We start from the raw sequence: 26,989 nt of genomic DNA, 5'->3' as shown, positions 1-26,989 counted from the left end.
CTGCGGCAGCTCCTACAGGAGATCGATGTAGGAGCTGCCGCAGGCTGCGATCTTTTGATCTTTTATTTCAAGGCAATCCTTTTTCCGGCCCGATTGGCGATCCCACTCGCCTGCCCATTCTGCTGTTTGCCCATCCGTGCCTGTGTAATCAGTCCAGGAATCAGCTCCCCCTCCGGCAAATTTTTCCAGAATCGCACCGGCAAATGCCCTTGCATGACCTTCTCGTTCAACCGCGCCGGGTTGAAGATGTGGCTGTAATAGGTCAGCCACAGTTCACCATGCGGATCGTCGACGTTCTGCGCCAATTGTTGCCATTCCAGCGGGCATTGGCGCTGATGAAGCAGTTGCTCGCCATCGTAATAAACCCCGTCACGCGGCGTGGCGATCAGCCAGCGATGCTGGCCCATGCGCCCGATGAAATGTTCGCTGGCGCTGTGCAGGATGTCGTGCGCCGGTTCGTGCCACGCGACATATTGCGGGCCAGCGCTGGCTGACGGGCGTTCGATGAAGCGCACAAACGCATGCAGGTGATGGGCTTCGCGACGCACTTGTTTGATTCGCCGCTGCAACTCGCTGCCCAGCTTGTCACCGGCCATCATTGCCGTGCGATCACCGTGGCTGACGCGCCACAACACTTCGTACAACAGACTCCAGCGCTGGTCGCCCCGGTATTGCGCCGCTTGCTCCAAGGTATCGAGCAGCACGCGCGGGATCTTCGCCATAAACGGCCCCTGCCCTTCAGGTACCGGATCATCATTATTGGCAAACAGATCACCCACGCCTTCCGAGGCCCAGCTCACCAGGCTCGGATCAATTTCATGGCTGAGCAGCCAGCGCGCCTGTTGGCGCCAGGTGTCGAACAGGTCGTCGCAGTCGAGATTGATCATCCCCATAACCCCATCTGTTGCGGCATCGGCCGGTCGCGCAGTTGCTGATAAAGCATATGACTGGTGACCTCGGCCTGCTGCGGGTGGTAGTCGCTGGTGATGATGAAGGGTTTGGCCTTGGCCAATACGCAACGCATGCGCGCGACATCTTCGTAGCGGATCTTGCGTTGCCGGCGCAGTTCGACCAGACGTTCGGTGGTGCGCAACCCGATGCCGGGGATGCGTGCGATCAACGACGCTTCGGCACGGTTCAGATCCAGTGGGAACACCTCGCGATTCTGCAACGCCCACGCCAGTTTCGGGTCGATGTCCAACGCCAGATTGCCCGGGCCCTTGAGCAGTTCGTCGGCGCTATAACCGTAGCTGCGCAGGAGGAAATCGGCTTGGTACAAACGGTGCTCGCGCATCAGTGGTGGCGCGGCCAGTGGCACACTTTTCGGGCTGTCGGGGATCGGGCTGAACGCCGAATAATAAACACGGCGCAAGCGGTAGTTGCCGTACAGCGACTGGGCACTGTGCAAAATCGTGCTGTCGTCGGTGTCATCGGCGCCGACGATCATTTGCGTGCTTTGCCCGGCGGGCGCGAACTTCGCTGAACGGGGCTCATTGAGGACCGTTTGCACGCCGGTGTAGATGGTATTCATGGCCCGCTTGATCGAGCCAATGTCTTTCTCCGGTGCCAGGGTTTGCAGGCTGGCATCGGTGGGCAACTCGATATTGACGCTGAGGCGATCGGCGTAGCGCCCCGCTTCCTCGATCAACGCCGGGTCGGCGTCGGGAATTGTCTTGAGATGGATGTAGCCGCGAAACTCATGCTCTTCACGCAACAGCTTGGCCACGCGCACCAGTTGTTCCATGGTGTAATCCGCCGAGCGGATGATGCCGGAGCTGAGGAACAGACCGCTGACGCAGTTGCGTCGATAGAAATCCAGGGTCAGCGCCACCACCTCTTCAGGGGTGAAGCGCGCGCGGGGAACATCACTGGAACGACGATTGACGCAGTATTGGCAATCGTAGAGGCAGAAGTTGGTCAGAAGGATTTTTAACAACGAAACGCAACGCCCGTCGGGCGTGTAGCTGTGGCAGATGCCCATGCCATCGGTCGAGCCCAGGCCAGTCTTGCCCTCGGAGCTGCGCTTGGGCGCACCGCTGCTTGCGCAGGATGCGTCGTACTTGGCGGCGTCGGCGAGGATGCTGAGCTTGTCGATGATTTGCATGGCGCGGGCTCTTTACTGTTTGGATGTACAGTATAGGGTCGAGCTCGGGGTTACAAGGTGGTAGAAGCGCACCTCGTCGGTCAGGAGCTCCAGATCAAAAGATCGCAGCGTTCCGCAGCTCCTACATGAGATCTCGAACTCCTGTAAGAGCTGCCGAAGGCTGCGATCTTTTGCTCTGGCCGTGTTCAATCGCCAACTCAACGCCAAACCGCGCGGCGATTTCCCTGCGCCCCACCACCGTCAACGCCAGCGCCCGACTGTCCAGATCCTGCGTCACCCATTGGCGCTTCAACGCCGCTTGCAACAACGCCGCCCCGAGCGATCCACCGAGATGCGGTCGGCGCATGCTCCAGTCCAGGCACGGGCAGGCAAACTTGCGCCGCAGCGTGCTCAAATCCTGCACTTCAATGCCCAGCCCTTCGAACAACGCCGCGCCACTGTCGCTCAAGCGATACGCCTGCTCGTCGGTCTCGACCAGCCATCCCGCCTCGATCAAACGGTCATGCAGCAACACCGCGAGTGTCCCGGCCATATGGTCGTAACAGGTGCGAGCAAATTGCAGTCGATCCGGAGTATGCGGTTTGAACGTCGGCGTAGCGTTCTGGCCAATCACCATCAACGCTTCCAGCGCCTGCGCCACGCGCTGGTCGGCGAGGCTGTAATAACGGTGGCGGCCCTGTACGTGCAGGCGTATCAACGCCAGGTCCTTGAGTTTGGCCAGATGCGCGCTCGCCGTTGAAGTGCTGACCTCGGCGATAGTCGCCAACTCCGTACTGGTGCGGGCGTGACCGTCCATCAGTGAACAGAGGATTCTCGTTCGCGCCGGTTCCGCGATGGCGGCGGCCACCTGTGAAACGCCGATGTCTTGCTGTTCTGCGTGCATTCTTATCCCGCACTCATAGATGACCGTGACATTCACGGCGCCCCAATACACAACTTAGCTTATCAAGGTAAAAGAACCTCAAATTTACCTTGGATTTCATAGCTATCTCTTACACCCTTAAAAACACCGGCAAACCACTTCCCATCGGCCCCGATATTATTCAGGGTGACTGAACCGCCTGCGATGTATTCATTAGAATACATTTTAGCCCCCCTAAAAAAAACCCGAAGTCCATCCTTCTCGCCATCCAGGTTGTAAGTTCCCAACGCTGGCTTCCTGCCCAGAAAATAAAAAGCCAGCCTGATCGTCGGCTCATGCGTCTTATTCTGGATCTGCACATTAACACTGTTCGAACTGGGTGTGACGCTAACCACGTTCATATTCATAATCTCATAAGAACCAGCGGGGTATCGTAAAGCTCCCTCAAACCAACCGCTGCCCCACACCTGACTTACACTCTCTTCATCCATTTTAATTTCTCCGAAAAGACATCAGAATCGCTAATCACTCTTGAATGTTCCCCACCTGCATCAAGTCAAACCACTTCAAATCTAGCAGCCATCACGTAACGCTCTGCAGTAACGCTCAGAACTCCCTCTATTCCCTTGCCCATTTCAAACTTCGTTATGGTCAATGATCCGCTCAGTGCGTCTACCGGAAATGTTGACCTACCCGGTTTAAAATAAACATCCACTGCACGAAATGGACCCTGAGTGACGGGATAGACTTCCAAACTTGGTGTTATTCTGAAACTGACACCCAAAACTTGCTTCCTGCCCGTTTTGCCGCCGCTTATCAAAAACCACAAGAAGCCCGGACCATACGAGTAATCAACAAGCTCAGTGATTTTTACCAGTTCATACCCACCGTAGCGATTCATGATTGCGCCTTCGACCAAACAGGTCCTTCGAAGGTTGTTCTCACCCGTTTCTGAATGGGTATCGTCCACTGCGCTCTCCCTGACAATAATAAAAGAGATTCAGACTTGCTGCCCCTCTCATACAACCTTGCCTACGGCGTAAACATTGGGAACCGCGCGCAGATCACCGTCAACTGTCATACCTGACAGTTGACAATACAAAACACTCTAAGAATCTGCGAAACCCCTCAACTATCGAGCTAGACAAGTTGTGCTTCATTCAAGTTATTTGAGAGAACTTTAACGATGACTCATCACCCTTTGGGCGTTGAGGTTAAACAGCTAAAAAATCCATTCACACTTCAACAAACACATTTCGCTGCACAACGAATCATCGCCCTAAAAAACGGCAGACAGTAGAAGCCACTCCCCTCCACAAGGCTATGAACCATGGACCCGATCATTGCTGCGACGCATGCCGATCCTTATCCCTACTACGCGCAACTTCGCACCGAGGGCGGACTCGCCTTTCATGCCGGGCTAAAAGTGTGGGTCGCCAGCAGCGCGCGGGCAGTGTGTGCGGTGTTGGCGCATGCCGATTGTCGGGTGCGGCCTGCGCAGGAGCCGGTACCCAAAGCGATCGCCGAGGGCGCGGCTGGCAAGGTATTTGGTCAGTTGATGCGGATGAATGACGGCGCGCGTCAACGCTGTCCGCGTGCGGCGATCGAGCCTGCGCTTGAGTTAATTGATGAGGCGCACATTCGAGCCTTGGTGGCCGCTCGATTGATCACCGTAGACGCCGACGGCTTATATAAAGCCATGTTTCGCGGCCCGGTGTGCGTGGTCGCTGCGCTGCTCGGTTTCAACCCGGCGCAGGGTCGGACGATCAGTGCGCTGACCGCCGATTTCGTCGCGTGTCTGTCGCCGTTGAGCAATGACTTGCAACTCGTGGCGGCACACGGGGCGGCTGAGCAATTGCGGGGTTACTTCGTTGAGTTGCTGGCCGAGTCCGACAGCCAACTGCTGACGGCCATTCGGCAACGATTCGAAGGGGATATGGAGGCGTTGATCGCCAATCTGATCGGCCTTTGTTCGCAGACTTATGAAGCCACCGCCGGGTTGATTGGCAATGGGTTGGTGGCACTGAAGCGTCAGCCCGGATTGCGCGGGGCGTCCATGGATGCGGTGTTGGCTGAGGTGCAGCGCTTTGATCCGTCAGTGCAGAACACTCGGCGGTTTGTGGCTGCCGCTTGCGAGATCGACGGTGTGCGCGTCGAGGCCGGGGAGGTAATTGTGGTGCTGCTGGCCTCGGCCAATCGCGATCCGGCGCTTAATGAACAGCCAGACAGGTTTTTGCTGGATCGGCCGAATCGGCGCAGTTTCAGCTTTGGCAGCGGGCGGCATCAGTGTCCGGGGCAAATGTTGGCGACGGAAATTGCCTGTGCGACTGTCAGGGAAATCCTCGATCACGGTGTGAATCTGGAGCGACTGGCCTGGCATTACCGGCCTTCGCTGAATGGGCGGATTCCACTGTTCAATATCGTCGGTGACTGATCGTCCGCCTTCGCGGGCAAGCCCGGCTCCTACAGAGGTTTCTTGCACACCCCGAGACACTGCAGGAGCAAAGCTTGCTCGCGAAAAGGCCCGGAAAAACAACGCATCATTTCGACATCATCCACGAGGCTACAGCGCCTTGCGCCTTTGCCTACAACTACGCCAGAATCCGCCGGCTTGTGCGACTCGGGGGTCGCCGGTAACTTGGTTCGCATCACTGAATGTTCAGTGATCGGGTTTAGTCGCTCGGTAATCTATTCAATTTGCACGACGTTCCAGACAGTAGGTATTTCGATACTTCACTCAATGGTAGCTGTGCGCAGGGCGCCTTCGGGTGCGCCGGTTTGGGTGGGTTTCCGGTCGACTAACCTGTGCATAGCTGCCACCCTCTGGTTTAGTCGCGAGGTGGTGTCAGCATCACTTTGGAAACCTACTCAATGTTCAAAGTAACGCCGAATCCCCCGGAAACAGATGCCATACCCGAATCCGATCCAACATCCCCTTACTCCACCCTAGACCCGACAAAACTGAACGACGCCGCCGAACGCGCCCTCGATCACTACCTCAAACCCCACGCCCCACCGCAGCGAACACCCAGCACCATGTTCCTGGTCGCCCCGAACATGGACACCGAAACCCTCCTCGCTCACGCCTGCGAATCCATGGCCTCGGCCAGCATCATGCTCAGCGACTTCGCCGGCCTGCTCGAAACGCCCTACCGCAATACCCTGCTCGGCATTCAGCAAGTGGTGATGCTCGGCGAACTCGCCGTCAACCGCGCGCTCGACAACCTGGAACCGCCGACCAGAAATTGAAGTGAGTTGATGAGGTGAGGGAGCGTACTTCCGCACCTCTGCTTTCTGTTACCAGATGTCTGATGGATCAAACCCAGCTTGTTTTATATCTGTTCTGATATAACCTTTGGCATGGAGACTCTTGCCATCCCTTGCAACACTCCGACGCATCACGATCGGTTCTGAGCTATTACGCTTTTCCTTTCTAACAGGAGAAGTCGATGCCCAGACACAAGGATGTGATGTTTGTCGGGAGTGCGCTCAAAGATCTGCGTGCATTCCCGCTTGATGCCCGAAGGGCTGCGGGTTTTCAGTTGGATCTTTTGCAACAGGGTGAAGAACCTTTTGATTGGCGTCCCATGAAAACCATAGGCCGTGGCGTCAACGAAATCAGGATCACTGAGGATTCAGGAGCGTTTCGGGTGTTTTATGTGGTCAATCGGCCTGAAGCCATTTATGTGCTGCACGCCATGCACAAGACCACAAGAAAAACTGAAACGCGAGATATCGAACTGGCTCGCGCCAGATACCAGGAAATAGGTTAAGCCATGAAGGATCATCAAGACCCATCCCTGCGTTTTACAAGCGTCTGGGATGCACTGGAAGACACGCCGCAGGACGCAGCCAATTTGCGTCTGCGGGCCAAACTGATGCGTACGCTTTGCGAGACCATTCGCGCTTGGGAGCTTCCACAAAAGGAGGCAGCCAAGCGTCTGGGCATTACTCAGCCACGCCTCAATGATGTACTCAACGGGAAAATCGACAAGTTCTCCCTTGATGCCTTGGTCAATATTTCGGCAGCAGCAGAGTTGGAAGTAGACATCTGCTTTCCGTCCGGGCCACCGTTGCAGTGGGCCTGAGGACCACTCAGCCCGCCAAGGATTACTTCAACCCGTGCGCTGACGAAACTCCGAAAGGATAAAAGGTTTACCGGCTCTGGGTTAACCTTCGACATCCTCCAGCGCCACCAAAGGCTCGCTGGAGGACTCGACAGCGCCTGCACTCAATCCTCCCGCGTCAAAACCTCCAGCAACTCAATCTCGAAGACCAGATTCGAGTGCGGAGGAATCTTGCCCATCGTCCGCTCGCCATAGCCCAAGTGCGCCGGCACCAGCAACTTACGTTTGCCGCCCACCTGCATGCCCATCAGCCCCTGATCCCAGCCCTTGATCACGCGGCCCGTGCCGATCACACACTGAAAAGGTTTGCCACGGCTGTAGGAAGAATCGAACTCGCTGCCGTCTTCCAGCCACCCGGTGTATTGCGTGGTGATCAGCGCGCCTTTGACCGCGGCTTTGCCCTCGCCCACCTGGAGATCGATTACCTGCAGTTCATCATTCATAACAATCACTCTATTGTTCAGCTGGCCGCCGTTTTCCCAGAAATGGCGGAGATTGGCAACCCGAATGCGAAGATCAACGTGGTATCCGAACCGAGTGATGAAGCATTAACATAGCCAACCGCCACTACCTCTCGGATCGATTCAGCATGCTGGCAGCGCCCGAATGATTCAGCTCTGGATCGGCCTTGCCATCGGCATTGTCATGTTGGCGGTGATTGCCATGCTGATCTGGCGCGAGCGCGATTTGCGGCGCCAGCTCGCCGAATACCGTGAGCTGCTCAGCCGCGCCGCTGAAGGCCGCAACATTCATCAGGACGGCGACGCCGAGCGCTTCAAACGCAGCCAATATTTTGCGCGCATCGGCACCTGGGATTGGGAAGTCGACAGCGATCGGCTGTACTGGTCGGACGCGATCTACGGCATGTTCGGCTTCAAGATCGGTGAGATCACGCCGTCCTACGCTCTGTTCTGCTCCTGCGTACACCCGGATGACCGCATTCGGGTGCGCGACGGTGAACTGCGTTGTCTGCAAACCGGTGAAAACCACGACGAGGAATATCGCGTGGTCTGGCCCGACGGCACGATTCGCTGGCTGCGCGAGACCGGCAACGTGGTGCGCAACGACCACGACGCGGTGATCAAAATGATGGGCGTGGTACGCGACATCACCGAAGAAAAGGCCTCGGCCAGTTACCTGCAACACCTCGCCCATTTCGATCCCTTGACCGGATTGCCCAATCGGCGGGTGCTGGAGCAACGGTTAGCAGAAGCACTGGATCAGGCCCGGCAGACCAACACCCGAGTCGCCCTGGTGTTTGTCGATCTCAACGGCTTCAAAAGCATCAATGATCAATACGGCCATGCGGCCGGCGACCGCGTGCTGATCACCACCGCGACCCGACTGAAACGCATCCTGCGCAGCACCGACACGGTTGCACGCATCGGCGGCGATGAGTTCGTGGTCATTCTGCAAGGCCTGGCACTGGGTCTCGACTTGCAGGACGAAGCCCGCCGCATCTGCCAGAAAATGTTCGTCGAGTTATCGCCTCCGGTGAGCATCGGCAACGACCAGCGACACATCGGCACCAGCCTCGGCGTCGCGGTGTTTCCCGACCACGCGCCGACCATGGACCGCTTGCTGCACATTGCCGATCTGGCGATGTACGAGGCCAAGCGCAGTGGCAACAATCAATATCGGTTGGGCAGGGGAAGCCCTGCACGTGTGCATGCGCAGGGTTTTTGAATCCGGGGTTTAACGCGGCACCGGTTTCATCTCGACGATGGTGCCGTTGGTGATCATCACCATGACGTACTGGTCATTGATCTGCACCCATTGCGCCTGGTCGACAGGCTTCTTCAGGCCTTTGGCTTTCCAGTCGAGGGCTTTTTCGCTGCGTTGATAAATATCCGGGGCGCGGTCGTTGACCTTCAATTCGCGGTCGCTGACCGGGGATTGGACGGAGGGATCGCTTGAGGTTTGCGCCGCTTGAACGAGTGGGCTGATCCCGGCAATGCCGGCAACGAGGGCCAGGCTGGCGATTAGGGTTTTGCTGTTCATCGGTGAACCTCCATTGATGTGTGATACCTGAACTCGGACTGCGCGGCTCGGGAATCATTCCTTGTTTTTTGCCTGGGCTGGCTGGGGGATTGTAGTCGTCCGCCGGGCCGCCATCGCTGGCAAGCCAGCTCCCACATGGGGCCAGGGTGTTAGCGAAAGTTGCGGCCCCCGAAAACCTGTGGGAGCTGGCTTGCCAGCGATAGGGCCGATACATTCAACCTCGTCATTGCCTGATCCGCCGCTTTCGCGAGCAAGCTTGGCTCCTACAAAAAAGCATGCGTCGAGCACATTGATCCGCTTTGCACATCAATGCATGCCAATAATGCAATTAACATCCTGTTACACCTGAGCGACCATCCGCCTCAATAAGAACCGTGCGCTGACTCTCCTTGGCGCACGTCATAAAAGCGGTGGAGTCCTTTACTATGACAGCCTCAATCCCACACGGCGGCTCGCGGGCCGGCGCCATCTTCCGAGTGACCTCGGGCAACTTCCTCGAACAGTTCGACTTCTTTCTGTTCGGCTTCTACGCCACGCAGATCGCGTCGGTGTTCTTCCCGGCGAGCAGTGAATTCGCCTCCCTGATGATGACCTTTGCAGTATTCGGCGCGGGCTTTTTGATGCGTCCGCTGGGGGCCATCGTGCTCGGCGCGTACATCGATGACGTCGGTCGCCGTAAAGGTTTGATCGTCACATTGTCGATCATGGCCAGCGGCACGATATTGATTGTGTTGGTGCCCGGATACGAAACCATCGGCCTGTTTGCGCCGGCGCTTGTGCTGATCGGGCGTCTGTTACAAGGCTTCTCCGCCGGTGCGGAATTGGGCGGGGTTTCGGTGTATTTGTCCGAGATCGCTACGCCGGGCCGCAAAGGTTTCTTCACCGCGTGGCAGTCGGCCAGTCAGCAAGTGGCGATCATCGTTGCCGCCGCATTGGGCTTCGCGCTGAACGCCTGGATGGCACCTGACGTGATTGCCGACTGGGGTTGGCGGATCCCGTTTTTCGTCGGCTGCATGATCGTGCCGTTCATCTTTGTGCTGCGCCGTAACCTGGCAGAAACCGAAGAGTTCGCTGCGCGCAAACACCGCCCAAGCATGCGCGAAGTGTTCCGTACCCTTGGCCAGAATTGGGGCGTGGTCCTCGGCGGCATGTTGATGGTCGCCCTGACCACCACCGCGTTTTACCTGATCACCGTGTACGCGCCGACGTTCGGCAAAACCGTGCTGCACCTGAGCACCTCGGACGCACTGCTGGTGACTTTGCTGGTGGGCGTGTCGAACTTCTTCTGGCTGCCGATTGGCGGCATGTTGTCGGACCGCATCGGTCGTCGTCCGGTGCTGATCGCGATGTCGCTGCTGGCGCTGGCCACCACCTACCCGGCGCTGTCGTACTTGGTGCAGGCGCCGAGCTTCAGCCACATGTTGCTGTCGCTGCTGTGGTTGTCGTTCATCTACGGCATGTACAACGGCGCGATGATTCCGGCGCTGACCGAAATCATGCCGGTGGAAGTGCGCGTCGCCGGTTTCTCCCTCGCCTACAGCCTGGCCACGGCAATTTTCGGCGGCTTTACCCCAGCGATGTCGACCTTCCTGATTCAGTACACCGGCGACAAAGCCGCGCCGGGTTACTGGATGAGCATCGGCGCGCTGTGCGCGTTGTGCGCCACGCTGTACCTCTATCGCCGCGCGGGCGGCCGTCTGCAACCGGTCGCAGCATAAGGAACCATGACCATGAAAAAACTCTTTAACTTCGCCGCCATCGCCCTCTGCGCTTTCAGCGCCCTGGCACACGCTGAACAGCTGAACGTGATGACGTCGGGGGGCTTCACTGCCGCCTATAAAATCCTCGGGCCGAAATTCGCCGCCGCCAGCGGTAACACCCTCGACACCCAACTCGGCCCGTCGATGGGCAAGGCCCCGGAAGCGATCCCCAATCGCCTCGCGCGCGGCGAACACGCCGACGTGGTGATCATGGTCGGCTACGCCCTTGATGATCTGATCAAGCAAGGCAAGGTTGACCCGGCTTCGCGCGTGGAACTGGCGGACTCGCGGATCGGTCTGGTGGTGCGCGAAGGCGCGGCGAAACCGGACATCAGCAACGTTGACGCACTGAAGAAAACCTTGCTCGACGCGCAGTCGGTGGCCTACTCCGACAGCGCCAGCGGCGTGTACATCCAAGAGCAATTGTTCAAGAAGCTCGGCATCGAAGATCAGCTGAAACCGAAGGCCAAGATGATTCCGAAAGTCCCGGTCGGCTCGGTGGTCGCCACCGGCGACTATCAACTGGGCTTCCAGCAGGTCAGCGAATTGCTGCCGGTGCCGGGCGTGAGTTTCGTCGCGAAGATTCCGGAATCGGTGCAGTCGGTGACGCGTTTTGCTGCCGGGATTCCGGTCGGTGCGCAGCATCCAGAAGAGGCGAAAGCCTTGCTCGCCTACCTCGCCGCACCGGCTGCGCAAGCTGATGTGCAGGCCACCGGGCTGGATTCGGTCAAACGTTGATCGTTGGCGGCTGGACTTTCATTTCCACCACCAGCCGCTCCAGTTCCAATGCCGCCGGGGTCAATGTACGGCCCCGGCGCTTGATGATGCCGACACTGCGCATCACCTGCGGATTGGTCAGCGGCACCCGCGTCAGGATCGGATGATCCGGCCCCGGCAGCGCCATCAGCGGCACCGCCGCCACCCCCAACCCCGCCTCGACCAGACCGATCATGGTTGTCACGTGCTTGGTTTCACAGATGCTCTGACGCTGCGGCACCACGGTGCTCAGGGCCTGATCGAGCAAAAACCGGTTGCCGGAAGTCTTGTCCAGCGAGATGTAATCCTGCTGATAGAACTCGTCCCACGTCACGCTGCTGCGCCCGGCCAACGGGTGATCGCGGCGACAAGCGACGACGTAGCACTCCTGCACAAGCGCTTCAAAGTCGACTTTGGCATCCTGCGTGCCCAAAAAACTCAAGCCGAAATCCGCCTCGCCATTGACCACCGCGCTGAGCACATCGTGGGCGCTGGAATCGAGGACTTTGACTTTGATGCGCGGGAATTGCTGGTGATAGCGGGCGACCACCCGCGGCATGAAGTAGTACGCCGCCGAGGGTACGCAGGCAACGGTGACGTGGCCCAAACGGGTCGAGGCGACTTCGCTGATGCCCAGCAACGCCACATCGAGATCATCCAGCAGACGCTCGACACTCGGCATGAAACCGCGTCCGGCCTGGGTCAGGCTGACCTTGCGCGTTGTGCGTTCGAAGAGTTTTACGCCGAGGGCGTCTTCGAGCTTTTCGATACGTCGGCTCAACGCCGGCTGCGACAGGCGCACAGTGTCGGCGGCCTTGCGGAAACTGCCCTGCTCGACCACCGCGCGAAAGGCTTGCAGATCGTTGAGGTCGAAGTTGATGGCCATGGCAGGACTCGGAAAGATTGATACGCTGGAGTTATGAATGTAACCAATTGATGCCAATTATCACAGAAACAACGAAAATCCCCTGTAGGAGCTGCCGCAGGCTGCGATCTTTTGATCTTGTTTGTTTGAACCCCAAAGCAAGATCAAAGGATCGCAGCCTCGTTGCACTCGTCAGCTCCTACAGGGGATCTTTGGTGGATCTGGAAACGATTCAGCCCTTATCCTTGTCGCCCCCGCCGTACCGCTGTCAGGAGTAAATCCATGCCCCATGAAGGCAATCTGTTGCAAGCCGCTGTCGTGTTTCTGTTCGCGGCGGTGCTCACTGTGCCTTTGGCCAAACGTCTGCAATTGGGCGCCGTGCTCGGCTATCTGTTCGCCGGGGTGATCATCGGCCCTTCGGTGCTGGGCTTGATAGGCAATCCGCAGAGCGTGGCGCATATTTCCGAATTGGGTGTGGTCTTGCTGCTGTTCATCATCGGCCTTGAGCTGTCACCGCGACGTTTGTGGGTGATGCGCAAATCGGTGTTCGGCGTCGGTCTGGCGCAGGTGCTGCTGACAGCTTCGGTGATTGGTGTGTTGGCGTTGTCGGTGTTTGGCCAACCGCTGAACAGCGCGATTGTACTGGGGCTTGGCCTGGCGCTGTCTTCCACGGCGTTTGGTCTGCAGAGTCTTGCCGAGCGCAAGGAACTGACCAGCCCGCATGGTCGCCTGGCGTTCGCCATTCTGTTGTTCCAGGACATCGCCGCGATCCCGTTGATCGCCTTGGTGCCGATGCTCGCGGGTGGCAATCACACCACCAGCACCGCTGAAGATATCAATCATGGTTTGCAGGTGCTCGGCGGTATCGCGGTGGTCGTGGTCGGTGGGCGATATTTGTTGCGTCCGGTGTTCCGCGTGGTGGCGAAAACCGGTCTGCCGGAAGTGTCCACCGCCACCGCGCTGCTGGTGGTGATCGGCACGGCGTGGCTGATGGATCTGGTTGGCGTGTCGATGGCGTTGGGGGCGTTTCTCGCCGGTCTGTTGCTGGCGGACTCGGAATATCGGCATGAACTGGAAGCGCAGATCGAGCCGTTCAAGGGCCTGCTGCTGGGGCTGTTTTTCATCAGCGTCGGCATGGGCGCGAACCTGAGCCTGTTGCTGAGTGCACCGATCACCGTATTGGGGCTGACGCTGCTGTTGATTGGCCTGAAACTGCCGCTGCTGTTTGTGGTTGGACGTCTGGCCGGTGGGCTGAACAAGATCAGTGCCATCCGCCTCGGCATCGTCCTCGCCGCTGGGGGTGAATTTGCTTTTGTGGTGTTCAAGATCGGCCGCGATCAGGGGCTGTTCGAGCCGCGCCTGTATGACCTGCTGGTGCTGACCATCACCCTGTCGATGGCGTTGACGCCGTTGTTGCTGTTGATTTGCGCGCGCCTGGTCAGCCCGAAAGTGCAGCCGGTGGAAGTGCCGCAACAATACCGTGAGATCGACACTGACACGCCGCGCGTGGTGATTGCCGGTATGGGCCGGATGGGCCAGATCGTCGCGCGTATTCTGCGCGCGCAGAACATCAAGTTCGTCGCGCTCGACACCTCGGTGGAAACCATCGAGCTGTCGCGCAGCTTTGGCGGTGTGCCGGTGTTTTACGGCGACCCGATGCGCCCGGAAATTCTCAACGCGGCCAAGGTCGGCGAGGCGGAATATTTCGTGATTGCCACGGATGACCCGGAGACCAACATCAAGACGGCCGAGGTGGTGCGCAAGCTGTATCCGCACATGAAAATCATCGCCCGGGCACGTAACCGTCAACACGTGCACCGTTTGGTCGACGTTGGCGCTGAAGCGATTCGCGAGACGTATTATTCAAGTCTGGAAATGAGCCGGCGAACGCTGGTTGGCTTAGGGCTGACCCAAGCTCAGGCCGATGCCCGCATCAAGCGCTTCAAACACCACGACGAACAGGTGCTGGAAGCGCAACACGCGATTTACGACGACGCGGCAAAAGTCCTGCAAACCGCCCAGGAAGCCCGTGCGGAACTGGCGCGGTTGTTCGAATCCGACCAACTCGAAGAACAATCACGCAAATCTTGAGCCTCATCTGATTGTTCCCACGCTCCGCGTGGGAATACAGCCGGGGACGCTCCGCGTTCCAATTCGAAAGCTGGAACGCGGAGCGTCCCTTGAGACATTCCCACGCAGAGCGTGGGAACGATCATCTTGCCGAGGTCAGGCCAGTTCCAATTCCAATGCTGGTTTGACCGGGGCCACTTCGAAGCGGTCCGCCAGAAACGGTGTGATGTCCAGTGGCAGCGGCTCGTCGTTGACCAGTTTGTCGAGCAGTACGCCGGTGATCGCCGAGGTCAGGATGCCGGTGCGGAAGTGTCCGCAGGCATTCAGGTACCCTTCCACGCCACGCATTGGCCCGAGGATCGGCAACTCATCCGGCGACCCCGGGCGCAAGCCTGCCCAAGTGCGTTTCAGGTTGACGTCCTTGAGTTCCGGCAGACAACGCACGGCGCCCTGCACCAGCCCGGCGATTTCCGGGTAGGTGGTGGTGACGTCGAAACCTTTGTCTTCGGTGGTGCTGCCGATGAGGATCTCGCCGTTGTCCTTTTGCGCCACGTAGCAGTCGCTGGTGGTCAGGCAGCCGTTGAGGATCTTCGGCATGCGCTCGGTCAGCAGGATCTGGCCTTTGACCGGTTTCACCGGGATCCGAATCCCCGTCGCCCACTCACTCAAATCCGCCGCCCAGGCACCGCTGGCGTTGATCAGGGTCTTGCAGTGGAACACGCCCTCCTCGGCCGTCTGCACGCCGGTCACCCGCGTGCCGTGATGCAACACGCCAGTGACGTTGGTGTTGACGTAGATGTCGACGCCGTTCTGCCGCGCGCCTTCCATGTATGCGTCGGCGAGGCGGAACGGGCTGACCTGGTGGTCGCAGAGAAACTCCAGCGCCCCGCGTGCCTCATGGCTGACGCTCGGTTCGGCTTCGCGCAATTGCGCTTGATCGAGCCAGCGCACCTGATCAGCCAGATGCGGAATGCAGCCGACGATGTGTTCGGCGTAGAGCCGGTCTTCGTCGTCATAAATCACGAATTTCAGCCCGGTCTTTTCAAACTTGAAATCCATCCCGTGGTTTTCTTTCAGCTCGCGGTGCAGCGCCGGGTACAAGGCGTTGGACTGCAAGGCGAAGTCAAAGAACGACTCCGGCAGGATGTGCGGCGTGCTCGCGTCCACCGCCACCGCCGCGCCCTGGGTTTCACGCTTGCGATTGGCCGACATCATGCGGAAGAAAATCACCCCGCAGCCGAGGCCGACCGATTCACCGATCGCCCACAAGCCACCGGCCGAGGCACGGGTCGCATTACCCGGGCGTTTGGCATCGATCAACGCGACCTTGAGGTTTTTCCGTTTGGACAGTTGATAGGCGCACGACGCGCCGATCACGCCACCACCGGCGATGACCACATCGTAGAACTTACTCATGGGCAGCGGCCTCCGTGCCGACAGAATGGAACGCAGAAAAAGGTATCGGATCAATCGGAAAACGCGGCCGCAGCCAACCGACGTCCGTGCGCCCGGTGGCCTGACGCAGCCGGTCGCTGCAATAGCCGACGCACATCCGCCCCTGGCAGTCGCCCATGCTCACGCGGGTGCGCATTTTCAAGCTGGCAATGTCTTGCACGCCCTGCTCCAGCGCGCGATCGATGTCGGCACGGGTCGCATGTTCACACCGGCAGATCACCGTGTCGGCGGCGGGCAATGCGGTCTGGCCGACGCCGCGTTCGGTGTAGCGGTCGACGGCGGCGCGGAAGCGCACGATGGCTTTGAGTTTGCTCAGGTAACGGTCGCGGCGCACGCGCGCCAGTTCATCTTCAAGCACACCGCGCTGCAACAGGATTGACGTCGCCGCGATCTTGCCTGCGAGCATCGCCGCTTCACCGCCACGAATCCCGCCCATGTCGCCGGCCAGGTGTACGTGGGGTTCGTTACTTTGCTGCCAGAGGTTGGCATTGGCGCGCAGGTAACCGTCGTCACTGAAACCGTGATCCAGGCCCATCTGCTGACTCAGTTGCGTGCGCGGAATGAAGCCGTAACCGACCGCCAGGGTCTTCGCTTCGAAGCGTTCGACACGCGACAGATCCGGCTCCCAGGTGGCCGAATACGGTGCGACGCTGACGCTTTTCAATTCACCCTCACCATGGGCATCGACCACACCCCAACCGTACTGCATCGGGATGCCGTGCAGTTTCAGGTAGGCGAGCATGCTCAAGCCATCGAGAAACAGCTGCGGCTTGTTCAACAGCGCCAGGCTCTCACGGGCAATCTTGCCGAACGCACAGGCCTCGTATACGCCGGCCACGCTGACGCCCGAGGCGTGCAACTGCGTCGCCACCAGCGGCAGCAACGGCCCAGTGCCGGCGATAATCACCGGCCCTTGCGGCTTGACTACGCCACTTTTGATTTGCAGTTGCAGGCCACCCAGCATGATCACCCCCGGCAACGTCCAGCCCGGGAACGGCACGCTGCGCTCATGGCAGCCGGCAGCGAGCAGCAACTGCGAATACTCGATCTCATGCAACTGCTCGTCGCCGTCCAGCACCACCAGGGCGCGGGTGCCTTCAGCACCGACCACGCGGTGGTTGAGGCGCACATCGATCAGCCCGGATTGCTCCTGAAAATCACCGTGCAGTTTGCCCAGCGCCTCGGAATAACGCGGGCCCAGATAATCCAGTTGCACGCCGTCACGCAGCGGCCCGCGATAAACCACACCGCCCAGGCGCGAGGCTTCTTCCAGCAAGGTGCAGCGCACACCGTGGCGCGCCAGTTCGATGGCCGCGGCCATCCCCGCCGGGCCACCGCCGACAATCACCGGTTGCAGGTTCATATGACCTCCTGCGCGGTGATGCGGTTGACCTGGGTTTCAATCTGCATGCCGTCGCGCACCACGGTCTGGCAGGCGCGGCGTTTGTGCCGGCCGTTGATTTTCACCAGGCAGCACTGACACACGCCCATGCCGCAGTAGGCACCGCTGATCTGATCGTGATCGTTGCGTGCGATCTGTCGCACGCCGAGGGACTGGATAACGCTGAGGACGGTTTCGCCGATGGCGGCGGTCACCGCTTGGCCATTGATGTGGACAGTCATATCCGCCTGCGCCAACGGCTGGATATCGAAGGTTCTTTCTAGGCAGTGCATTGCGATGTTCATCCGTGAAATTTCGGTTGAGGTTGTGTCAGCTCCTTGCTGCACTACACCGTGTCGACGCGTTTATAGCTGTGATTGGGGCGTCGACGCAGGTACTCCGTCAGCGCAACCAAGGTGCGCGTGAAGCACTGTAGTTCATACCTCAGCAAAGGCCTGGATCATTTACGTTAGGCGATATCGCCAGGCGAAATATTGATCCAGGCCAGTGAAAACAGTCGGATTGTTCAACGATCAGTTGGAGAAGACGAACTGCCCCTTGATCTTTTTCGCGCCGATAAAACCCAGGTCCGGGAACAGTAGCGATTTGACCCAACCGGCGTAGAACACGATCGCGAAAGTGATGCCGACGGCAATCACGGTCGACAGCGGATCCTCCTCATAGCCTTTGAACATGCGCGACACCTGGCTGATGTTGAGGATGATGAAGACCGTGTAGGCCGCCGCGACGTTTTTGTAGAAGCACCAGGCAAACAACAGCGGGACGCCGCCGGCGATCAACATCATGGTCAGAGCCAGGCCGGCGCTGACTTCGTAAAACAGAAAGAACCCGGACACCGCACCGATAAACGCCTGAATACAGATCAGCACGATCAACAACGTGACCTTGAGTGAGTGTTTTTCTCTGAGCAGCGGATCCGGCCGGGCACCGATCCACGCCGCCAACACCCGATCCTTGACCTTGCCGCCCGACAGCGCCTTGAACGTTTCGGTTTTCGAACGCCCGGCCTCGAGCATTTCCACCAACTGGCGCTTGATTTCCTTCTTGTCCAACGTGTTCATCCTTAAAGAGGTAAAAGCGGCCGATCCACTTCCGTCGGCGATTCTCGCCGCTGGCCCCCCAGAATGCAAAAAGCCGCTACCACCCGAAGGTGGCAGCGGCCGAGGCATGGGCCCCAATGGTTCGTTGAATCAGTGCACGAACAGGGCGATCAGAATGATGATCGGGATCGGTACACCGAGGAAAAACAGCAGTAATGAGCGCATGGTGATGCTCCTTGTTAACGGACTGGAGTGGTCGTGGTGTAGGTGTCGACTTCAACGTACTCAACCGCATCCCGGCGACGACCGCCGAAGGTGGCTGCGAAGCTGGCAAAGAACGCACCGGCCAACAGCGCGACGAACATCCACAGCGACGTCACGGCAGCGACTTTGGCGGCAGTGTCAGCGGCTTGTTGAGCTTTCAGCTTGGCGTCGGCAATGGCTTTCTGAGTGCGGGCGTAGATCTCGTCGACACGACGTTCAGCATCGGCCTGACTGAGGTTGGTCCGTTGCGCCACCAGTTGCGCCAGATAGGTACGATCTTCGGCGCTGAGCTGACCGTTGGCCAGGCTCTGGGCGAAGATGCGCGCGACGGCACCATGCGCGGCGTCATCGCTGACAGAAGCCGGACGGTCATCGCGGAACAGGTTGTCGATGTAGTAGCCGTACTGGTTGCTGTCGGTGTTGGCCGCAGCGGTACCGGCGGCTTGGGTCATGGCACTGGCTGCGCCGCCAGCGACGCTGGCACCGGCCTGCACACCACCACTGATGACGCTACTGACGGAGCCCACCACCAGAATCGCAGTGACCAGCGTCGCCACACACCAGGCGAGGAAGCCATGGGCGGTATCACGGAAATACACTTCATCGCCGTGCATGTTCGCCCACTTCACCCGCAGGCGACCGGCGATGTAGCCACCCATGCCGGAAGCGATGATTTGCGTCACTGCCAGCCAGACGATTGTCGATATGCCCAGGCCCTTGGCGCTGACGCCCTCTCCGGCCCACGGTGAAACGGCAGAGAAACCCAAACCGAAACCGAGCAAAACCAAAATCATCGACAGGGCAGCGGCAGCCGCAGCACCGGCGAAAATCGCGCCCCAGGACACGCCCGAAACGCTGCTCGACTCTTCAACGGCGGGATAAAACCCATCAGGGGATCTATTCATTGTTGTTCTGCTCCAGGCATGAAAAATGGTGTTACAACTCGTCACCAGAGGAATTGCAGCGACCGTGCCAGAAACCGAAATAAAATAAATCGTTGTTATTCAGCAAGTTACAAAGAATGAACTTCCTAAGACCATGCAATTTGCAACAAGCGCCCGATAACAGCGGGTTTTATGCATTGGCACAAATGCCAGTTATTTACGTTTGTAGCTCTTGTTACCGCTTGGCGTCAGGCAATACACCCCGCCACGTGGTCCGGTACAGAATGAACCGGTACCACAGGCGCAACCCTCATCGCTCTGGAGGAAATTTTGCGGCCGTGCCTGCTGGCGCTCGCCAAACATCGCTGCGCAGCTTTTCTTCGAGCCGCTGATCGAGCCGTCATTGCACAGGAACAAGTCGCCGTCGCAGCGATCAATCCCGCCTTTCTTCCCCGAACAAGGCGTGTTGGCCGACCAGGACGAAGCGCTGCCGATCACCAGCAACAGTCCGAACATTGGCATCCAGCCACGGCGAATCGAAGTACGCACGGAACCACTCCTGTTTTAAATTATGGCCAGATGATATCAACGTTCGTGCAAATTAATCGCCGAGGCGCGCAAATGACAGCTACAACATGAAAGTTAATTTAAAGCGTCACGGAAAATTCTTGGCAAAATGCTGCCATTCCGTTTGAACCGATCAAGGCCTGCGCTATGACTCGTATATTGACCATCGAAGACGACGCCGTGACCGCCCGGGAAATCGTCGCCGAACTGAGCAGCCACGGGCTCGACGTCGACTGGGTCGACAATGGCCGTGAAGGCCTCGACCGCGCCGTGAGCGGCAATTACGACCTGATCACCCTCGACCGCATGTTGCCGGAGCTCGATGGTTTGGCCATCGTCACCACGCTGCGGACCATGGGCGTGGCCACGCCGATTCTGATGATCAGCGCGCTTTCCGATGTCGATGAACGCGTGCGCGGCTTGCGTGCCGGTGGCGATGACTACCTGACCAAACCGTTCGCCACCGATGAAATGGCCGCGCGGGTTGAAGTCTTGCTGCGCCGCCAAAACAGCGTCGCCACCCAGGCGACGACGTTGCAGGTCGCCGACCTTGAGCTGGATTTGATCAGCCACGAAGCGCGCCGCGCCGAGCAGGTGCTGACGCTGCTGCCGACCGAATACAAGCTGCTCGAATTCCTCATGCGCAACAGCGGCCAGATCCTCTCGCGGATGATGATTTTCGAGGAAGTCTGGGGTTATCACTTCGACCCGGGTACCAACCTCATCGACGTGCATATCGGCCGTCTGCGCAAGAAGATCGACGCGGTGGGCAACGTTCCGTTGATCCGCACGGTACGGGGCTCGGGTTATGTCATTGCCGAACCCGTCTGACGGCTGGCGCTCCTCCAGCAGCCGTTTGCTGGCGCTGTACAGTTCGCTGTTCGTGGCCTGGAGCGCGATCCTCATGGGGGTCATGTATTACGAGGTGTCCGGTTACCTCGACAACCTCGCCAAACATTCGCTGATGCAACGTCAGCATTTGTTCTCGCATTTTCGCGGTGCGCAACTGGAAGAAGCCCTCGCCGCGAGCATGACCTTCGACATTCGCGGCATCGACGCCTATGGCTTGTTCGATGCGCAGGGCACGTATCTGGGCGGCGCGCTGCAGCAGATCCCCGAGGGCCTGCCGCTGGACGGCAAGATCCATATGCTCGCCGACTGCGCCGATTCCGACGACCCGACCCTGCCCAATGACAGCTGCGACGCCGTCGCCACACAAACCCGCGACGGGCGCTGGCTGGTGTTGCTGCGCGACAACGGTTCGTTGTTTGCGGTAACCCGGATCATTTTGCACGCGTTGTTCTGGGGTGTGTCGCTGACGATTCTGCCGGGGATTGCCGGCTGGCATTTGTTGCGGCGGCGACCGTTGCGGCGTATTCGTGCGATCCAGGCCAGTGCGCAGTCGATTGTTGCCGGCGACCTGACGCACCGATTGCCGCTGTCCAACCGTCGCGATGAACTGGACATGCTCGCGGCCATCGTCAACGCCATGCTTGAGCGCATCGAACGCTTGATGAATGAGGTCAAAGGCGTCTGCGACAACATCGCGCATGATTTGCGCACCCCGCTGACGCGTCTGCGCGCGCAGTTGTATCGCATGCAGCAGCAGGCTGGCGAAGGTTCGCAGGAAGCGGCGCAACTGGATCTGGTGCTGGCGGAAGCGGATACGCTGATGGCGCGGTTTCGCGGGTTGTTGCGGATTTCCGAGCTGGAGGATCGGCAGCGGCGCTCAGGGTTTGTCGAGCTGGATCCGGTGCAACTGCTGGAAGAGCTGCATGAGTTTTACCTGCCGCTGGCCGAGGAAGGCGAGCTGCGTTTCGACTTGAACATGCCGGAGACGTTGCCGGCGCTGAACGGTGATCGGGCGTTGCTGTTTGAAGCGTTGGCCAATCTGCTGAGCAACTCGATCAAGTTCACGCCACCCGGCGGCACGGTGATGCTGCGCGGGGTGAATGCCGGTGGGCAGACGCGGATTGAAGTGCACGATTCCGGCCCGGGGATTCCCGAGGCCGAGCGCGAGGCGGTGTTCCAGCGTTTCTATCGCGCCGAGGGCGGGCAACCGCAGGGTGGTTTTGGTTTGGGCCTGTCGATTGTCGCGGCGATTGTCAGCCTGCATGGCTTCAGCCTTGAAGTCGGCAGCAGCGATCTGGGCGGCGCGAAACTGCTGCTCGATTGCCGCCAGAGCCTGATCGAAAATTCCTGACCCCCTACTGATAGTCCAGACTAATACGGTCCTTGTGGGAGCTGGCTTGCCAGCGATAGCGGTGGTTCAGTCACCTTCGTTGGCGACTGACCGACCGCCATCGCTGGCAAGCCAGCTCCCACAGGTTTTTGTGTTGGATGATTAAGCGGGGTAGTTGGCGCGCAGCGCTTCCAGGCTGGTAGATGCCGTTGAACGGCGTCAGCACTTCCTCATCAGGCTGGAAGTCGGCATCTGTGTGGCGAACTGCTGCTCGATTGCCGACAGAGCCTGATCGAAAATTCCTGACCCCCACCTTGGAGTGCAACCCCTGTAGGAGTGAGCCTGTTCGCGATAGCGGTGTGTCAGTCAACTTATTCGTTACTGGAAGATTGCTATCGCGAGCAGGCTCACTCCTACATTGGATCGAGGTGTTCCTCAGGTTGGGTAGTTGGCGCGCAGCGCTTCCAGGCCGCCCTGGTAGATGCCATTGAACAGCGCCACCACTTCTTCGTCACTCACGCCTTTGGCGTTGAAGCGGCCCGACCATGTGACCCGGGCGCCCTGCTCCTGGGCTTCGATCTTGATCGTTGCCAGATAATCAGTGGCCGGGAACGGCGCCTGTTCGATCGAATAGCTGTAAGTCTTCGCGGCATTGTCGAACGTTTGCAGGCGCTCGACCACCACGCCGCCGTCAGCGGTTTGCAGGGTGCGCACACGCCCGCCGTCGCTCAGTTCGCTGTTGGGTATGAACGGCAGCCAGTCCGGCAGCGTGTTGAAGCCGCCGATCAATTGCCAGACCTGATCGGCCGAAGCCGGGATGTCGATGGTTGCAGATGCTGTAGGCATAAATAAACGTCTCTCTTGAACAATTCAGATAGTCAGGCTGTCGACCACGCCGCCGTCGACGCGCAAGGCTGCGCCAGTGGTGGCCGAAGACAGGGGCGAAGCGATGTAGGTCACCAGATGCGCGACCTCTTCTACATCCGCCACGCGCTGGATGATCGAGGTCGGGCGGGCCTTGAGCACAAAGGCGTCGGCCTCATCACGCAGGCTGCGCCCGGATTCGGCGGCGGCATCCTTGAGCATGTCTTGCAGGCCATCGGTGAAGGTCGGTCCCGGCAGGATCGCATTGACCGTCACCCCGGTGCCAGCCAGACGTTTGGCCAAGCCGTGGGACACCGCCAGATTGGCGCTTTTGGTCACGCCGTAGTTGATCATGTCGGCCGGTGTGGCAACGCCGGATTCCGAGGACAGGAAGATCACCCGACCCCAGCCCTGCTCGACCATCGCCGGCACGTAATGCCGCGCCAGGCGCACGCCGGAAATCACGTTGACTTCGTAGAAGCGTGTCCACTCGCTGTCCGGCGCTTCGAAGAAATCGACGGCGTCGAAGATGCCGAGGTTGTTCACCAGAATGTCGGCACGCGGTTCAGCGGCAAAGAGTTTTTGCGCGCCGTCGGCGGTGCCCAAATCCGCCGTCAAACCGCGCAATTGTGCAGCCGGGACTTTCTCGCGGATGCTCGCCAGCGCCTGTTCGACCTTGCCGGCGTCACGACCAATGACGACCACCGTGGCCCCCGCCTCAGCCAATGACTGGCTGATGCCCAAGCCAATGCCCGCCGTACTGCCACTGACAATCGCCAGTTTGCCACCCAAATCAATCTTCATTACACACCTCCCATGTAGGAGCTGCCGAAGGCTGCGATCTTTTGATCCGGCAACGGCGCCCGTTCAGAAACCAGTTTCGCGTCACGCAAGGCCTGCCAGAACCCGGCAGGAATGACCGCCGACAACGCCGCCACATCTTCAGCAATTCGCCCCGGCTTGCTTGCACCGGGAATCACCGCCGCGACCGCTGGGTTGGCCAGTGAAAATTGCAGTGCGGCAGCTTTTACATCGACGTTATAGGCCGCGGCGATGCGCTTGATCTGTTCCACCCTGGCGATGATCTCAGGGCTGGCTTTCTGGTATTCGAAGTGCGAACCACCGGCCAGAATCCCCGAGCTGTACGGCCCGCCGACGACGATTTCAACGTTCTGTGTCAGCGCCGAATCCATCAGCCGTTGCAGCGGGCGTTCATGGTCCAACAAGGTGTAGCGACCGGCCAGCAGGAACCCGTCAGGCTGGGCTTCCGTCAGGTCGAGGGTCAGTTCACACGGCTCGACTTTGTTCACGCCCAAACCCCAGCCCTTGATCACACCTTCTTCGCGCAAACGGGTCAGCACTTTGAACGCGCCGGTGCGGGCCTGATTGAAGTATTCCAGCCATTGATCACCGTAGAAGTCCTGGGCGATGTCGTGCACCCAGACGATGTCGAGGCGATCAGTTTGCAAGCGCTTGAGACTGTCTTCGATCGAACGCATCGTCGCGTCAGCGCTGTAGTCGTTGACGATCTTGTTCGGGCGACCGTGTTCGAACACACCACTTTTTTCGCCGAGATCACGGGCAGCGGCGTCTTCGACTTCGTCGAGAATTACCCGGCCGACCTTGCTGCTGAGCACGTAGTCGTCGCGGTTGTACTGCTTCAACGCTTCGCCGAGGCGAATTTCCGACAGGCCCGAGCCGTAGAACGGCGCGGTGTCGAAGTAGCGCACGCCGGCATCCCACGCGGCATGCACGGTGGCTTGCGCTTCTTCCTCGGGAATTGCCCGGAACATATTGCCCAGTGGTGCGGTGCCGAAGCCCAGTTGGCCGGGCAGTTTGTCTTTCAAGCTCATTGGATGTTCCTCACAGGTTCTGGGTCTGCGTGACCGTTGAGCAGATCCTAGATTGCGACACCGAGACCGTCCAAGACATAATGCGCAGCACTTGAGTCCCTATAGGTCTGACATGATCGACATCCGCCAATTGCGCTACTTCGTCGCCGTCGCCGAGGAAGAACACGTCGGCCGCGCCGCCGAACGGCTGCACATTTCCCAATCGCCCCTGAGCCGGCAGATCGCACAGCTCGAAGAACGCCTGGGCCTGACCCTGTTCGAGCGCAGCCAACAGCGCATTCGCCTGACCCGCGACGGCCAGACCTTTCTCGCCGAAACCCGCGCCCTGCTGACCCACGCCAATCGCCTCGAATCCCTCGGCAAGCGCCTGGGTCGTGGTGAAGAAGGCGGCTTGTGCATCGGCTACATCGAGAACGCCATGCATGCCGGGGTTTTGCCCAATGCCCTGCGCGTGTTGCGCGTTGATCGGCCCAATGTACATGTCGCCTTGTACAACCTGAGTTCGGCCGAACAACTGGAAGGCCTGCGACAGCGTAGTCTCGATATTGCGTTGGTGAGTGAGCCGCCGACCGATGACGACCCGGATCTGCTGGGTTTTCAGGTGCTGGATGATCCGATGCTGCTGGCATTGCCGGAACGGCATCCGCTGGCGCAGCAAGCCGTGTTGAGCCCGCTGGACCTGGCCGGGCAGGAATGGATCGGCGTGCAGCCGCGTCAGGATGCCAGTGATGAGTTTGTCAGCGCGTGCATCCGCGCAGGCTTCACGCCGGATGTGCGCATGCAGGCGACCGAGCCGTTTACCGCGCTGGGGCTGGTGGCGTCGGGACTGGGGATTGCGATGATTCAGAAAGGCTTGAGCCATAACGCGCCACCGGGCGTGGTGCTGCGCGAAGTGCCGTGGCTGGCGTTTACCACACCGCTATGGGCAGCGTGGCACCGGATCAATTTGCGGCCCTTGGTAGAAACCTTTCGCACGGTTTTGACCGGTAGTGAGATTTCCGCTGACTGAACGGGCCTCATCGCGGGCAAGCCCGCTCCCACAGGTTCATCGGTAGGCGTACGCCGGCAATCCCTGTAGGAGCTGCCGAAGGCTGCGATCTTTTGATCCTGCTTTAAAAAACGCCATCAAAAGATCGCAGCCTGCGGCAGCTCCTACACTGAATGGATCAGCAGCCTGCCGTGAGATCGCCATGAGAATGTCAGCGCAAATGACCGTGGTCGCGGTGCTCGCCACCCTCGCCTATCTGGGCCTGGCGGTGTGGGGGATCGGTGGCGTGGCGATGTTTTTCTCCCACGGCTCGCTGGTGCTGGTGGCGCTGGCGACCGTGGCCATGGTGGTGGCCTCGCTGTTTACCGAGGTCAACCTCAGTTCCGGGGAACGCGAGGACCGGGCCAATCGCTGGGTGCTTCCGGCGTTCGGGGTCATCGGTTTGATCAGTGGTTTTCTGCCGGCCTATTGCGACCGCATCAATTTTTGGACGTTTGGTAGCGAAGGCGTGCGTTGGCTGGGGGCGTTGCTGTTTATCGTCGGCGGCGCGTTGCGGTTGTGGCCGGTGTTTGTACTGGGGCGACGGTTCAGTGGTCTGGTCGCGATCCAGCCGGGGCATCGCCTGGTGACGGACGGGATCTACCAGCATCTACGCAATCCAAGTTATCTGGGCCTGGTGGTGAATGCCGTGGGCTGGGCGCTGGCGTTTCGTTCCAGCGTCGGGCTGGTGCTGGCGGCGCTGACCTTGATTCCGTTGATCGCCCGCATTCATTCCGAAGAAGCCCTGTTGCGCGCGCAGTTCGGCGCCGAATATGACGCGTACTGCGCACGCAGCTGGCGCCTCATCCCAGGCCTCTACTGAATTCGCACAACGTACCCCATGCAGGAGCTGCCGCAGGCTGCGATCTTTTGATCTTTATTTTCAGAAGCAAGATCAAAAGATCG

29 protein-coding genes are annotated in these 26,989 nt (G+C 59.4%); 12 read left to right on the top strand and 17 right to left on the bottom strand.

Annotation, left to right across the window (positions count from 1 at the left end):
* Positions 1–62: 62 nt before the first annotated feature.
* The 5 genes from PMI37_RS15455 to PMI37_RS15435 all read right to left on the bottom strand — a co-directional run bounded on the left by PMI37_RS15455 (position 63) and on the right by PMI37_RS15435 (position 3,936).
* Positions 63–887: a TIGR03915 family putative DNA repair protein gene (locus tag PMI37_RS15455; RefSeq protein ID WP_008082393.1), complete on the bottom strand. Its 825-nt coding sequence runs from the start codon at positions 885–887 to the stop codon at positions 63–65.
* On the bottom strand, positions 884–2,104 hold the full coding sequence (locus PMI37_RS15450; RefSeq protein ID WP_008082392.1) for a putative DNA modification/repair radical SAM protein: 1,221 nt from the start codon (positions 2,102–2,104) through the stop codon (positions 884–886). Before PMI37_RS15450 ends, PMI37_RS15455 begins: the two co-directional genes overlap by 4 nt.
* Before the next feature lie 121 nt (positions 2,105–2,225).
* A complete protein-coding gene (locus PMI37_RS15445) occupies positions 2,226–2,987 on the bottom strand; it encodes an ArsR/SmtB family transcription factor (protein ID WP_008082390.1) in 762 nt (253 codons plus the stop codon).
* A 62-nt stretch (positions 2,988–3,049) separates the two neighbouring features.
* Positions 3,050–3,457 (bottom strand): hypothetical protein, encoded by a 408-nt coding sequence (locus tag PMI37_RS15440; protein WP_008082388.1) that lies wholly within the window; start codon positions 3,455–3,457, stop codon positions 3,050–3,052.
* 65 nt (positions 3,458–3,522) lie between these two features.
* The gene (locus PMI37_RS15435; protein WP_008082387.1) at positions 3,523–3,936 is read right to left on the bottom strand and encodes a hypothetical protein; all 414 of its coding nucleotides are present in this window, start codon (positions 3,934–3,936) and stop codon (positions 3,523–3,525) included.
* A gap of 360 nt (positions 3,937–4,296) precedes the next feature.
* Between PMI37_RS15435 and PMI37_RS15430 the strand changes: the two genes are divergently transcribed.
* From PMI37_RS15430 to PMI37_RS15415, 4 genes are all read left to right on the top strand, one after another.
* Positions 4,297–5,400, top strand: a complete 1,104-nt coding sequence (locus PMI37_RS15430; protein ID WP_008082385.1) for a cytochrome P450 — start codon at positions 4,297–4,299, stop codon at positions 5,398–5,400.
* A 437-nt stretch (positions 5,401–5,837) separates the two neighbouring features.
* Positions 5,838–6,215: a DUF6124 family protein gene (locus PMI37_RS15425; RefSeq protein WP_008082383.1), complete on the top strand. Its 378-nt coding sequence runs from the start codon at positions 5,838–5,840 to the stop codon at positions 6,213–6,215.
* Between the two features lie 200 nt (positions 6,216–6,415).
* Positions 6,416–6,739: a type II toxin-antitoxin system RelE/ParE family toxin gene (locus PMI37_RS15420; RefSeq protein ID WP_008082382.1), complete on the top strand. Its 324-nt coding sequence runs from the start codon at positions 6,416–6,418 to the stop codon at positions 6,737–6,739.
* A 3-nt stretch (positions 6,740–6,742) separates the two neighbouring features.
* Positions 6,743–7,054, top strand: coding sequence for a helix-turn-helix domain-containing protein (locus tag PMI37_RS15415; protein WP_008082380.1), 312 nt, complete (start codon positions 6,743–6,745; stop codon positions 7,052–7,054).
* 143 nt (positions 7,055–7,197) lie between these two features.
* Here the strand turns inward: PMI37_RS15415 and PMI37_RS15410 are convergent, their stop codons facing one another.
* Positions 7,198–7,536 (bottom strand): FKBP-type peptidyl-prolyl cis-trans isomerase, encoded by a 339-nt coding sequence (locus PMI37_RS15410; RefSeq protein WP_008082379.1) that lies wholly within the window; start codon positions 7,534–7,536, stop codon positions 7,198–7,200.
* A 163-nt stretch (positions 7,537–7,699) separates the two neighbouring features.
* On the opposite strand from PMI37_RS15410, the gene PMI37_RS15405 reads away from it, so the two are divergent.
* Positions 7,700–8,779 carry a sensor domain-containing diguanylate cyclase gene (locus tag PMI37_RS15405; RefSeq protein ID WP_008082378.1) on the top strand — a complete coding sequence of 360 codons (1,080 nt, stop codon included), beginning with the start codon at positions 7,700–7,702 and terminating at the stop codon, positions 8,777–8,779.
* Positions 8,780–8,788: 9 nt separating this feature from the next.
* Here the strand turns inward: PMI37_RS15405 and PMI37_RS15400 are convergent, their stop codons facing one another.
* A complete protein-coding gene (locus PMI37_RS15400) occupies positions 8,789–9,094 on the bottom strand; it encodes an RcnB family protein (RefSeq protein WP_008082377.1) in 306 nt (101 codons plus the stop codon).
* A gap of 425 nt (positions 9,095–9,519) precedes the next feature.
* Here PMI37_RS15400 and PMI37_RS15395 point away from each other — a divergent pair, with 425 nt between their 5' ends.
* Together PMI37_RS15395 and PMI37_RS15390 are read left to right on the top strand one after the other, a co-directional pair.
* Positions 9,520–10,812: an MFS transporter gene (locus PMI37_RS15395; protein ID WP_008082375.1), complete on the top strand. Its 1,293-nt coding sequence runs from the start codon at positions 9,520–9,522 to the stop codon at positions 10,810–10,812.
* Positions 10,813–10,824: 12 nt separating this feature from the next.
* Entirely contained in the window at positions 10,825–11,592 is a 768-nt protein-coding gene (locus tag PMI37_RS15390) for a substrate-binding domain-containing protein (protein WP_008082374.1), read from the top strand.
* Here PMI37_RS15390 and PMI37_RS15385 read toward each other — a convergent pair.
* Positions 11,582–12,496, bottom strand: a complete 915-nt coding sequence (locus tag PMI37_RS15385) for a LysR family transcriptional regulator (protein ID WP_008082373.1) — start codon at positions 12,494–12,496, stop codon at positions 11,582–11,584. The genes PMI37_RS15390 and PMI37_RS15385 overlap by 11 nt on opposite strands.
* Before the next feature lie 261 nt (positions 12,497–12,757).
* On the opposite strand from PMI37_RS15385, the gene PMI37_RS15380 reads away from it, so the two are divergent.
* On the top strand, positions 12,758–14,566 hold the full coding sequence (locus tag PMI37_RS15380; RefSeq protein ID WP_008082372.1) for a monovalent cation:proton antiporter-2 (CPA2) family protein: 1,809 nt from the start codon (positions 12,758–12,760) through the stop codon (positions 14,564–14,566).
* 135 nt (positions 14,567–14,701) lie between these two features.
* On the opposite strand, the gene hcnC is transcribed toward PMI37_RS15380, so the two are convergent.
* The 6 genes from hcnC to PMI37_RS15350 form a co-directional block, all read right to left on the bottom strand.
* Positions 14,702–15,961 carry a cyanide-forming glycine dehydrogenase subunit HcnC gene (hcnC, locus tag PMI37_RS15375; RefSeq protein ID WP_008082371.1) on the bottom strand — a complete coding sequence of 420 codons (1,260 nt, stop codon included), beginning with the start codon at positions 15,959–15,961 and terminating at the stop codon, positions 14,702–14,704.
* Complete coding sequence (gene hcnB, locus PMI37_RS15370) at positions 15,954–17,363, bottom strand: cyanide-forming glycine dehydrogenase subunit HcnB (RefSeq protein ID WP_008082370.1); 1,410 nt, start codon at positions 17,361–17,363, stop codon at positions 15,954–15,956. The genes hcnC and hcnB overlap by 8 nt, the downstream gene beginning before the upstream one ends.
* The gene (locus tag PMI37_RS15365; protein ID WP_008082369.1) at positions 17,360–17,674 is read right to left on the bottom strand and encodes a (2Fe-2S)-binding protein; all 315 of its coding nucleotides are present in this window, start codon (positions 17,672–17,674) and stop codon (positions 17,360–17,362) included. The genes hcnB and PMI37_RS15365 overlap by 4 nt, the downstream gene beginning before the upstream one ends.
* A gap of 240 nt (positions 17,675–17,914) precedes the next feature.
* Entirely contained in the window at positions 17,915–18,463 is a 549-nt protein-coding gene (locus tag PMI37_RS15360; RefSeq protein WP_338009889.1) for a hypothetical protein, read from the bottom strand.
* A gap of 218 nt (positions 18,464–18,681) precedes the next feature.
* Positions 18,682–19,611: a hypothetical protein gene (locus tag PMI37_RS15355; RefSeq protein WP_008082367.1), complete on the bottom strand. Its 930-nt coding sequence runs from the start codon at positions 19,609–19,611 to the stop codon at positions 18,682–18,684.
* A gap of 192 nt (positions 19,612–19,803) precedes the next feature.
* Positions 19,804–20,106 carry a hypothetical protein gene (locus tag PMI37_RS15350; protein WP_045123157.1) on the bottom strand — a complete coding sequence of 101 codons (303 nt, stop codon included), beginning with the start codon at positions 20,104–20,106 and terminating at the stop codon, positions 19,804–19,806.
* Positions 20,107–20,304: 198 nt separating this feature from the next.
* Between PMI37_RS15350 and PMI37_RS15345 the strand changes: the two genes are divergently transcribed.
* Both PMI37_RS15345 and PMI37_RS15340 read left to right on the top strand, forming a co-directional pair.
* Positions 20,305–20,988, top strand: a complete 684-nt coding sequence (locus PMI37_RS15345; protein WP_008082365.1) for a response regulator transcription factor — start codon at positions 20,305–20,307, stop codon at positions 20,986–20,988.
* Positions 20,966–22,360, top strand: a complete 1,395-nt coding sequence (locus PMI37_RS15340; RefSeq protein ID WP_008082364.1) for a sensor histidine kinase — start codon at positions 20,966–20,968, stop codon at positions 22,358–22,360. The genes PMI37_RS15345 and PMI37_RS15340 overlap by 23 nt, the downstream gene beginning before the upstream one ends.
* Positions 22,361–22,774: 414 nt before the next feature.
* Here PMI37_RS15340 and PMI37_RS15335 read toward each other — a convergent pair whose 3' ends face one another.
* Genes PMI37_RS15335 through PMI37_RS15325 form a run of 3 tightly spaced genes read right to left on the bottom strand, consistent with a single transcriptional unit; the run spans position 22,775 to position 25,056 of the window.
* Complete coding sequence (locus PMI37_RS15335; RefSeq protein WP_008082363.1) at positions 22,775–23,185, bottom strand: SRPBCC family protein; 411 nt, start codon at positions 23,183–23,185, stop codon at positions 22,775–22,777.
* Positions 23,186–23,209: 24 nt separating this feature from the next.
* Positions 23,210–24,007: an SDR family NAD(P)-dependent oxidoreductase gene (locus tag PMI37_RS15330; protein WP_008082362.1), complete on the bottom strand. Its 798-nt coding sequence runs from the start codon at positions 24,005–24,007 to the stop codon at positions 23,210–23,212.
* Positions 24,007–25,056, bottom strand: coding sequence for an aldo/keto reductase (locus PMI37_RS15325; RefSeq protein ID WP_008082359.1), 1,050 nt, complete (start codon positions 25,054–25,056; stop codon positions 24,007–24,009). Before PMI37_RS15325 ends, PMI37_RS15330 begins: the two co-directional genes overlap by 1 nt.
* Positions 25,057–25,168: 112 nt before the next feature.
* Between PMI37_RS15325 and PMI37_RS15320 the strand changes: the two genes are divergently transcribed.
* The gene (locus PMI37_RS15320) at positions 25,169–26,065 is read left to right on the top strand and encodes a LysR substrate-binding domain-containing protein (protein WP_008082358.1); all 897 of its coding nucleotides are present in this window, start codon (positions 25,169–25,171) and stop codon (positions 26,063–26,065) included.
* A gap of 181 nt (positions 26,066–26,246) precedes the next feature.
* Positions 26,247–26,906, top strand: coding sequence for a methyltransferase family protein (locus PMI37_RS15315; RefSeq protein WP_008082356.1), 660 nt, complete (start codon positions 26,247–26,249; stop codon positions 26,904–26,906).
* Positions 26,907–26,989 lie beyond the last annotated feature (83 nt).

Source organism: Pseudomonas sp. GM80 (genome assembly GCF_000282515.1).
In the GTDB taxonomy this organism is placed as follows: Bacteria; Pseudomonadota; Gammaproteobacteria; order Pseudomonadales; family Pseudomonadaceae; genus Aquipseudomonas.
The sequence above is the reverse complement of the archived record's forward strand: the minus strand, read 5'-3'. Positions and strand labels throughout refer to the sequence as shown.

Coding starts and splice junctions, on each gene's coding strand:
- PMI37_RS15345 (WP_008082365.1), top strand. CDS start 20,305: ATGACTCGTATATTGACCATCGAAGACGACGCCGTGACCGCCCGGGAA.
- PMI37_RS15440 (WP_008082388.1), bottom strand. CDS start 3,457: ATGGATGAAGAGAGTGTAAGTCAGGTGTGGGGCAGCGGTTGGTTTGAG.
- PMI37_RS15315 (WP_008082356.1), top strand. CDS start 26,247: ATGAGAATGTCAGCGCAAATGACCGTGGTCGCGGTGCTCGCCACCCTC.
- PMI37_RS15430 (WP_008082385.1), top strand. CDS start 4,297: ATGGACCCGATCATTGCTGCGACGCATGCCGATCCTTATCCCTACTAC.
- PMI37_RS15390 (WP_008082374.1), top strand. CDS start 10,825: ATGAAAAAACTCTTTAACTTCGCCGCCATCGCCCTCTGCGCTTTCAGC.
- PMI37_RS15395 (WP_008082375.1), top strand. CDS start 9,520: ATGACAGCCTCAATCCCACACGGCGGCTCGCGGGCCGGCGCCATCTTC.
- PMI37_RS15360 (WP_338009889.1), bottom strand. CDS start 18,463: ATGAACACGTTGGACAAGAAGGAAATCAAGCGCCAGTTGGTGGAAATG.
- PMI37_RS15340 (WP_008082364.1), top strand. CDS start 20,966: ATGTCATTGCCGAACCCGTCTGACGGCTGGCGCTCCTCCAGCAGCCGT.
- PMI37_RS15380 (WP_008082372.1), top strand. CDS start 12,758: ATGCCCCATGAAGGCAATCTGTTGCAAGCCGCTGTCGTGTTTCTGTTC.
- PMI37_RS15335 (WP_008082363.1), bottom strand. CDS start 23,185: ATGCCTACAGCATCTGCAACCATCGACATCCCGGCTTCGGCCGATCAG.
- PMI37_RS15445 (WP_008082390.1), bottom strand. CDS start 2,987: ATGCACGCAGAACAGCAAGACATCGGCGTTTCACAGGTGGCCGCCGCC.
- PMI37_RS15330 (WP_008082362.1), bottom strand. CDS start 24,007: ATGAAGATTGATTTGGGTGGCAAACTGGCGATTGTCAGTGGCAGTACG.
- PMI37_RS15415 (WP_008082380.1), top strand. CDS start 6,743: ATGAAGGATCATCAAGACCCATCCCTGCGTTTTACAAGCGTCTGGGAT.
- PMI37_RS15355 (WP_008082367.1), bottom strand. CDS start 19,611: ATGAATAGATCCCCTGATGGGTTTTATCCCGCCGTTGAAGAGTCGAGC.
- PMI37_RS15420 (WP_008082382.1), top strand. CDS start 6,416: ATGCCCAGACACAAGGATGTGATGTTTGTCGGGAGTGCGCTCAAAGAT.
- PMI37_RS15385 (WP_008082373.1), bottom strand. CDS start 12,496: ATGGCCATCAACTTCGACCTCAACGATCTGCAAGCCTTTCGCGCGGTG.
- PMI37_RS15400 (WP_008082377.1), bottom strand. CDS start 9,094: ATGAACAGCAAAACCCTAATCGCCAGCCTGGCCCTCGTTGCCGGCATT.
- PMI37_RS15405 (WP_008082378.1), top strand. CDS start 7,700: ATGATTCAGCTCTGGATCGGCCTTGCCATCGGCATTGTCATGTTGGCG.
- hcnC (WP_008082371.1), bottom strand. CDS start 15,961: ATGAGTAAGTTCTACGATGTGGTCATCGCCGGTGGTGGCGTGATCGGC.
- PMI37_RS15350 (WP_045123157.1), bottom strand. CDS start 20,106: ATGTTCGGACTGTTGCTGGTGATCGGCAGCGCTTCGTCCTGGTCGGCC.
- PMI37_RS15455 (WP_008082393.1), bottom strand. CDS start 887: ATGATCAATCTCGACTGCGACGACCTGTTCGACACCTGGCGCCAACAG.
- PMI37_RS15450 (WP_008082392.1), bottom strand. CDS start 2,104: ATGCAAATCATCGACAAGCTCAGCATCCTCGCCGACGCCGCCAAGTAC.
- PMI37_RS15410 (WP_008082379.1), bottom strand. CDS start 7,536: ATGAATGATGAACTGCAGGTAATCGATCTCCAGGTGGGCGAGGGCAAA.
- PMI37_RS15320 (WP_008082358.1), top strand. CDS start 25,169: ATGATCGACATCCGCCAATTGCGCTACTTCGTCGCCGTCGCCGAGGAA.
- PMI37_RS15425 (WP_008082383.1), top strand. CDS start 5,838: ATGTTCAAAGTAACGCCGAATCCCCCGGAAACAGATGCCATACCCGAA.
- PMI37_RS15365 (WP_008082369.1), bottom strand. CDS start 17,674: ATGCACTGCCTAGAAAGAACCTTCGATATCCAGCCGTTGGCGCAGGCG.
- PMI37_RS15325 (WP_008082359.1), bottom strand. CDS start 25,056: ATGAGCTTGAAAGACAAACTGCCCGGCCAACTGGGCTTCGGCACCGCA.
- hcnB (WP_008082370.1), bottom strand. CDS start 17,363: ATGAACCTGCAACCGGTGATTGTCGGCGGTGGCCCGGCGGGGATGGCC.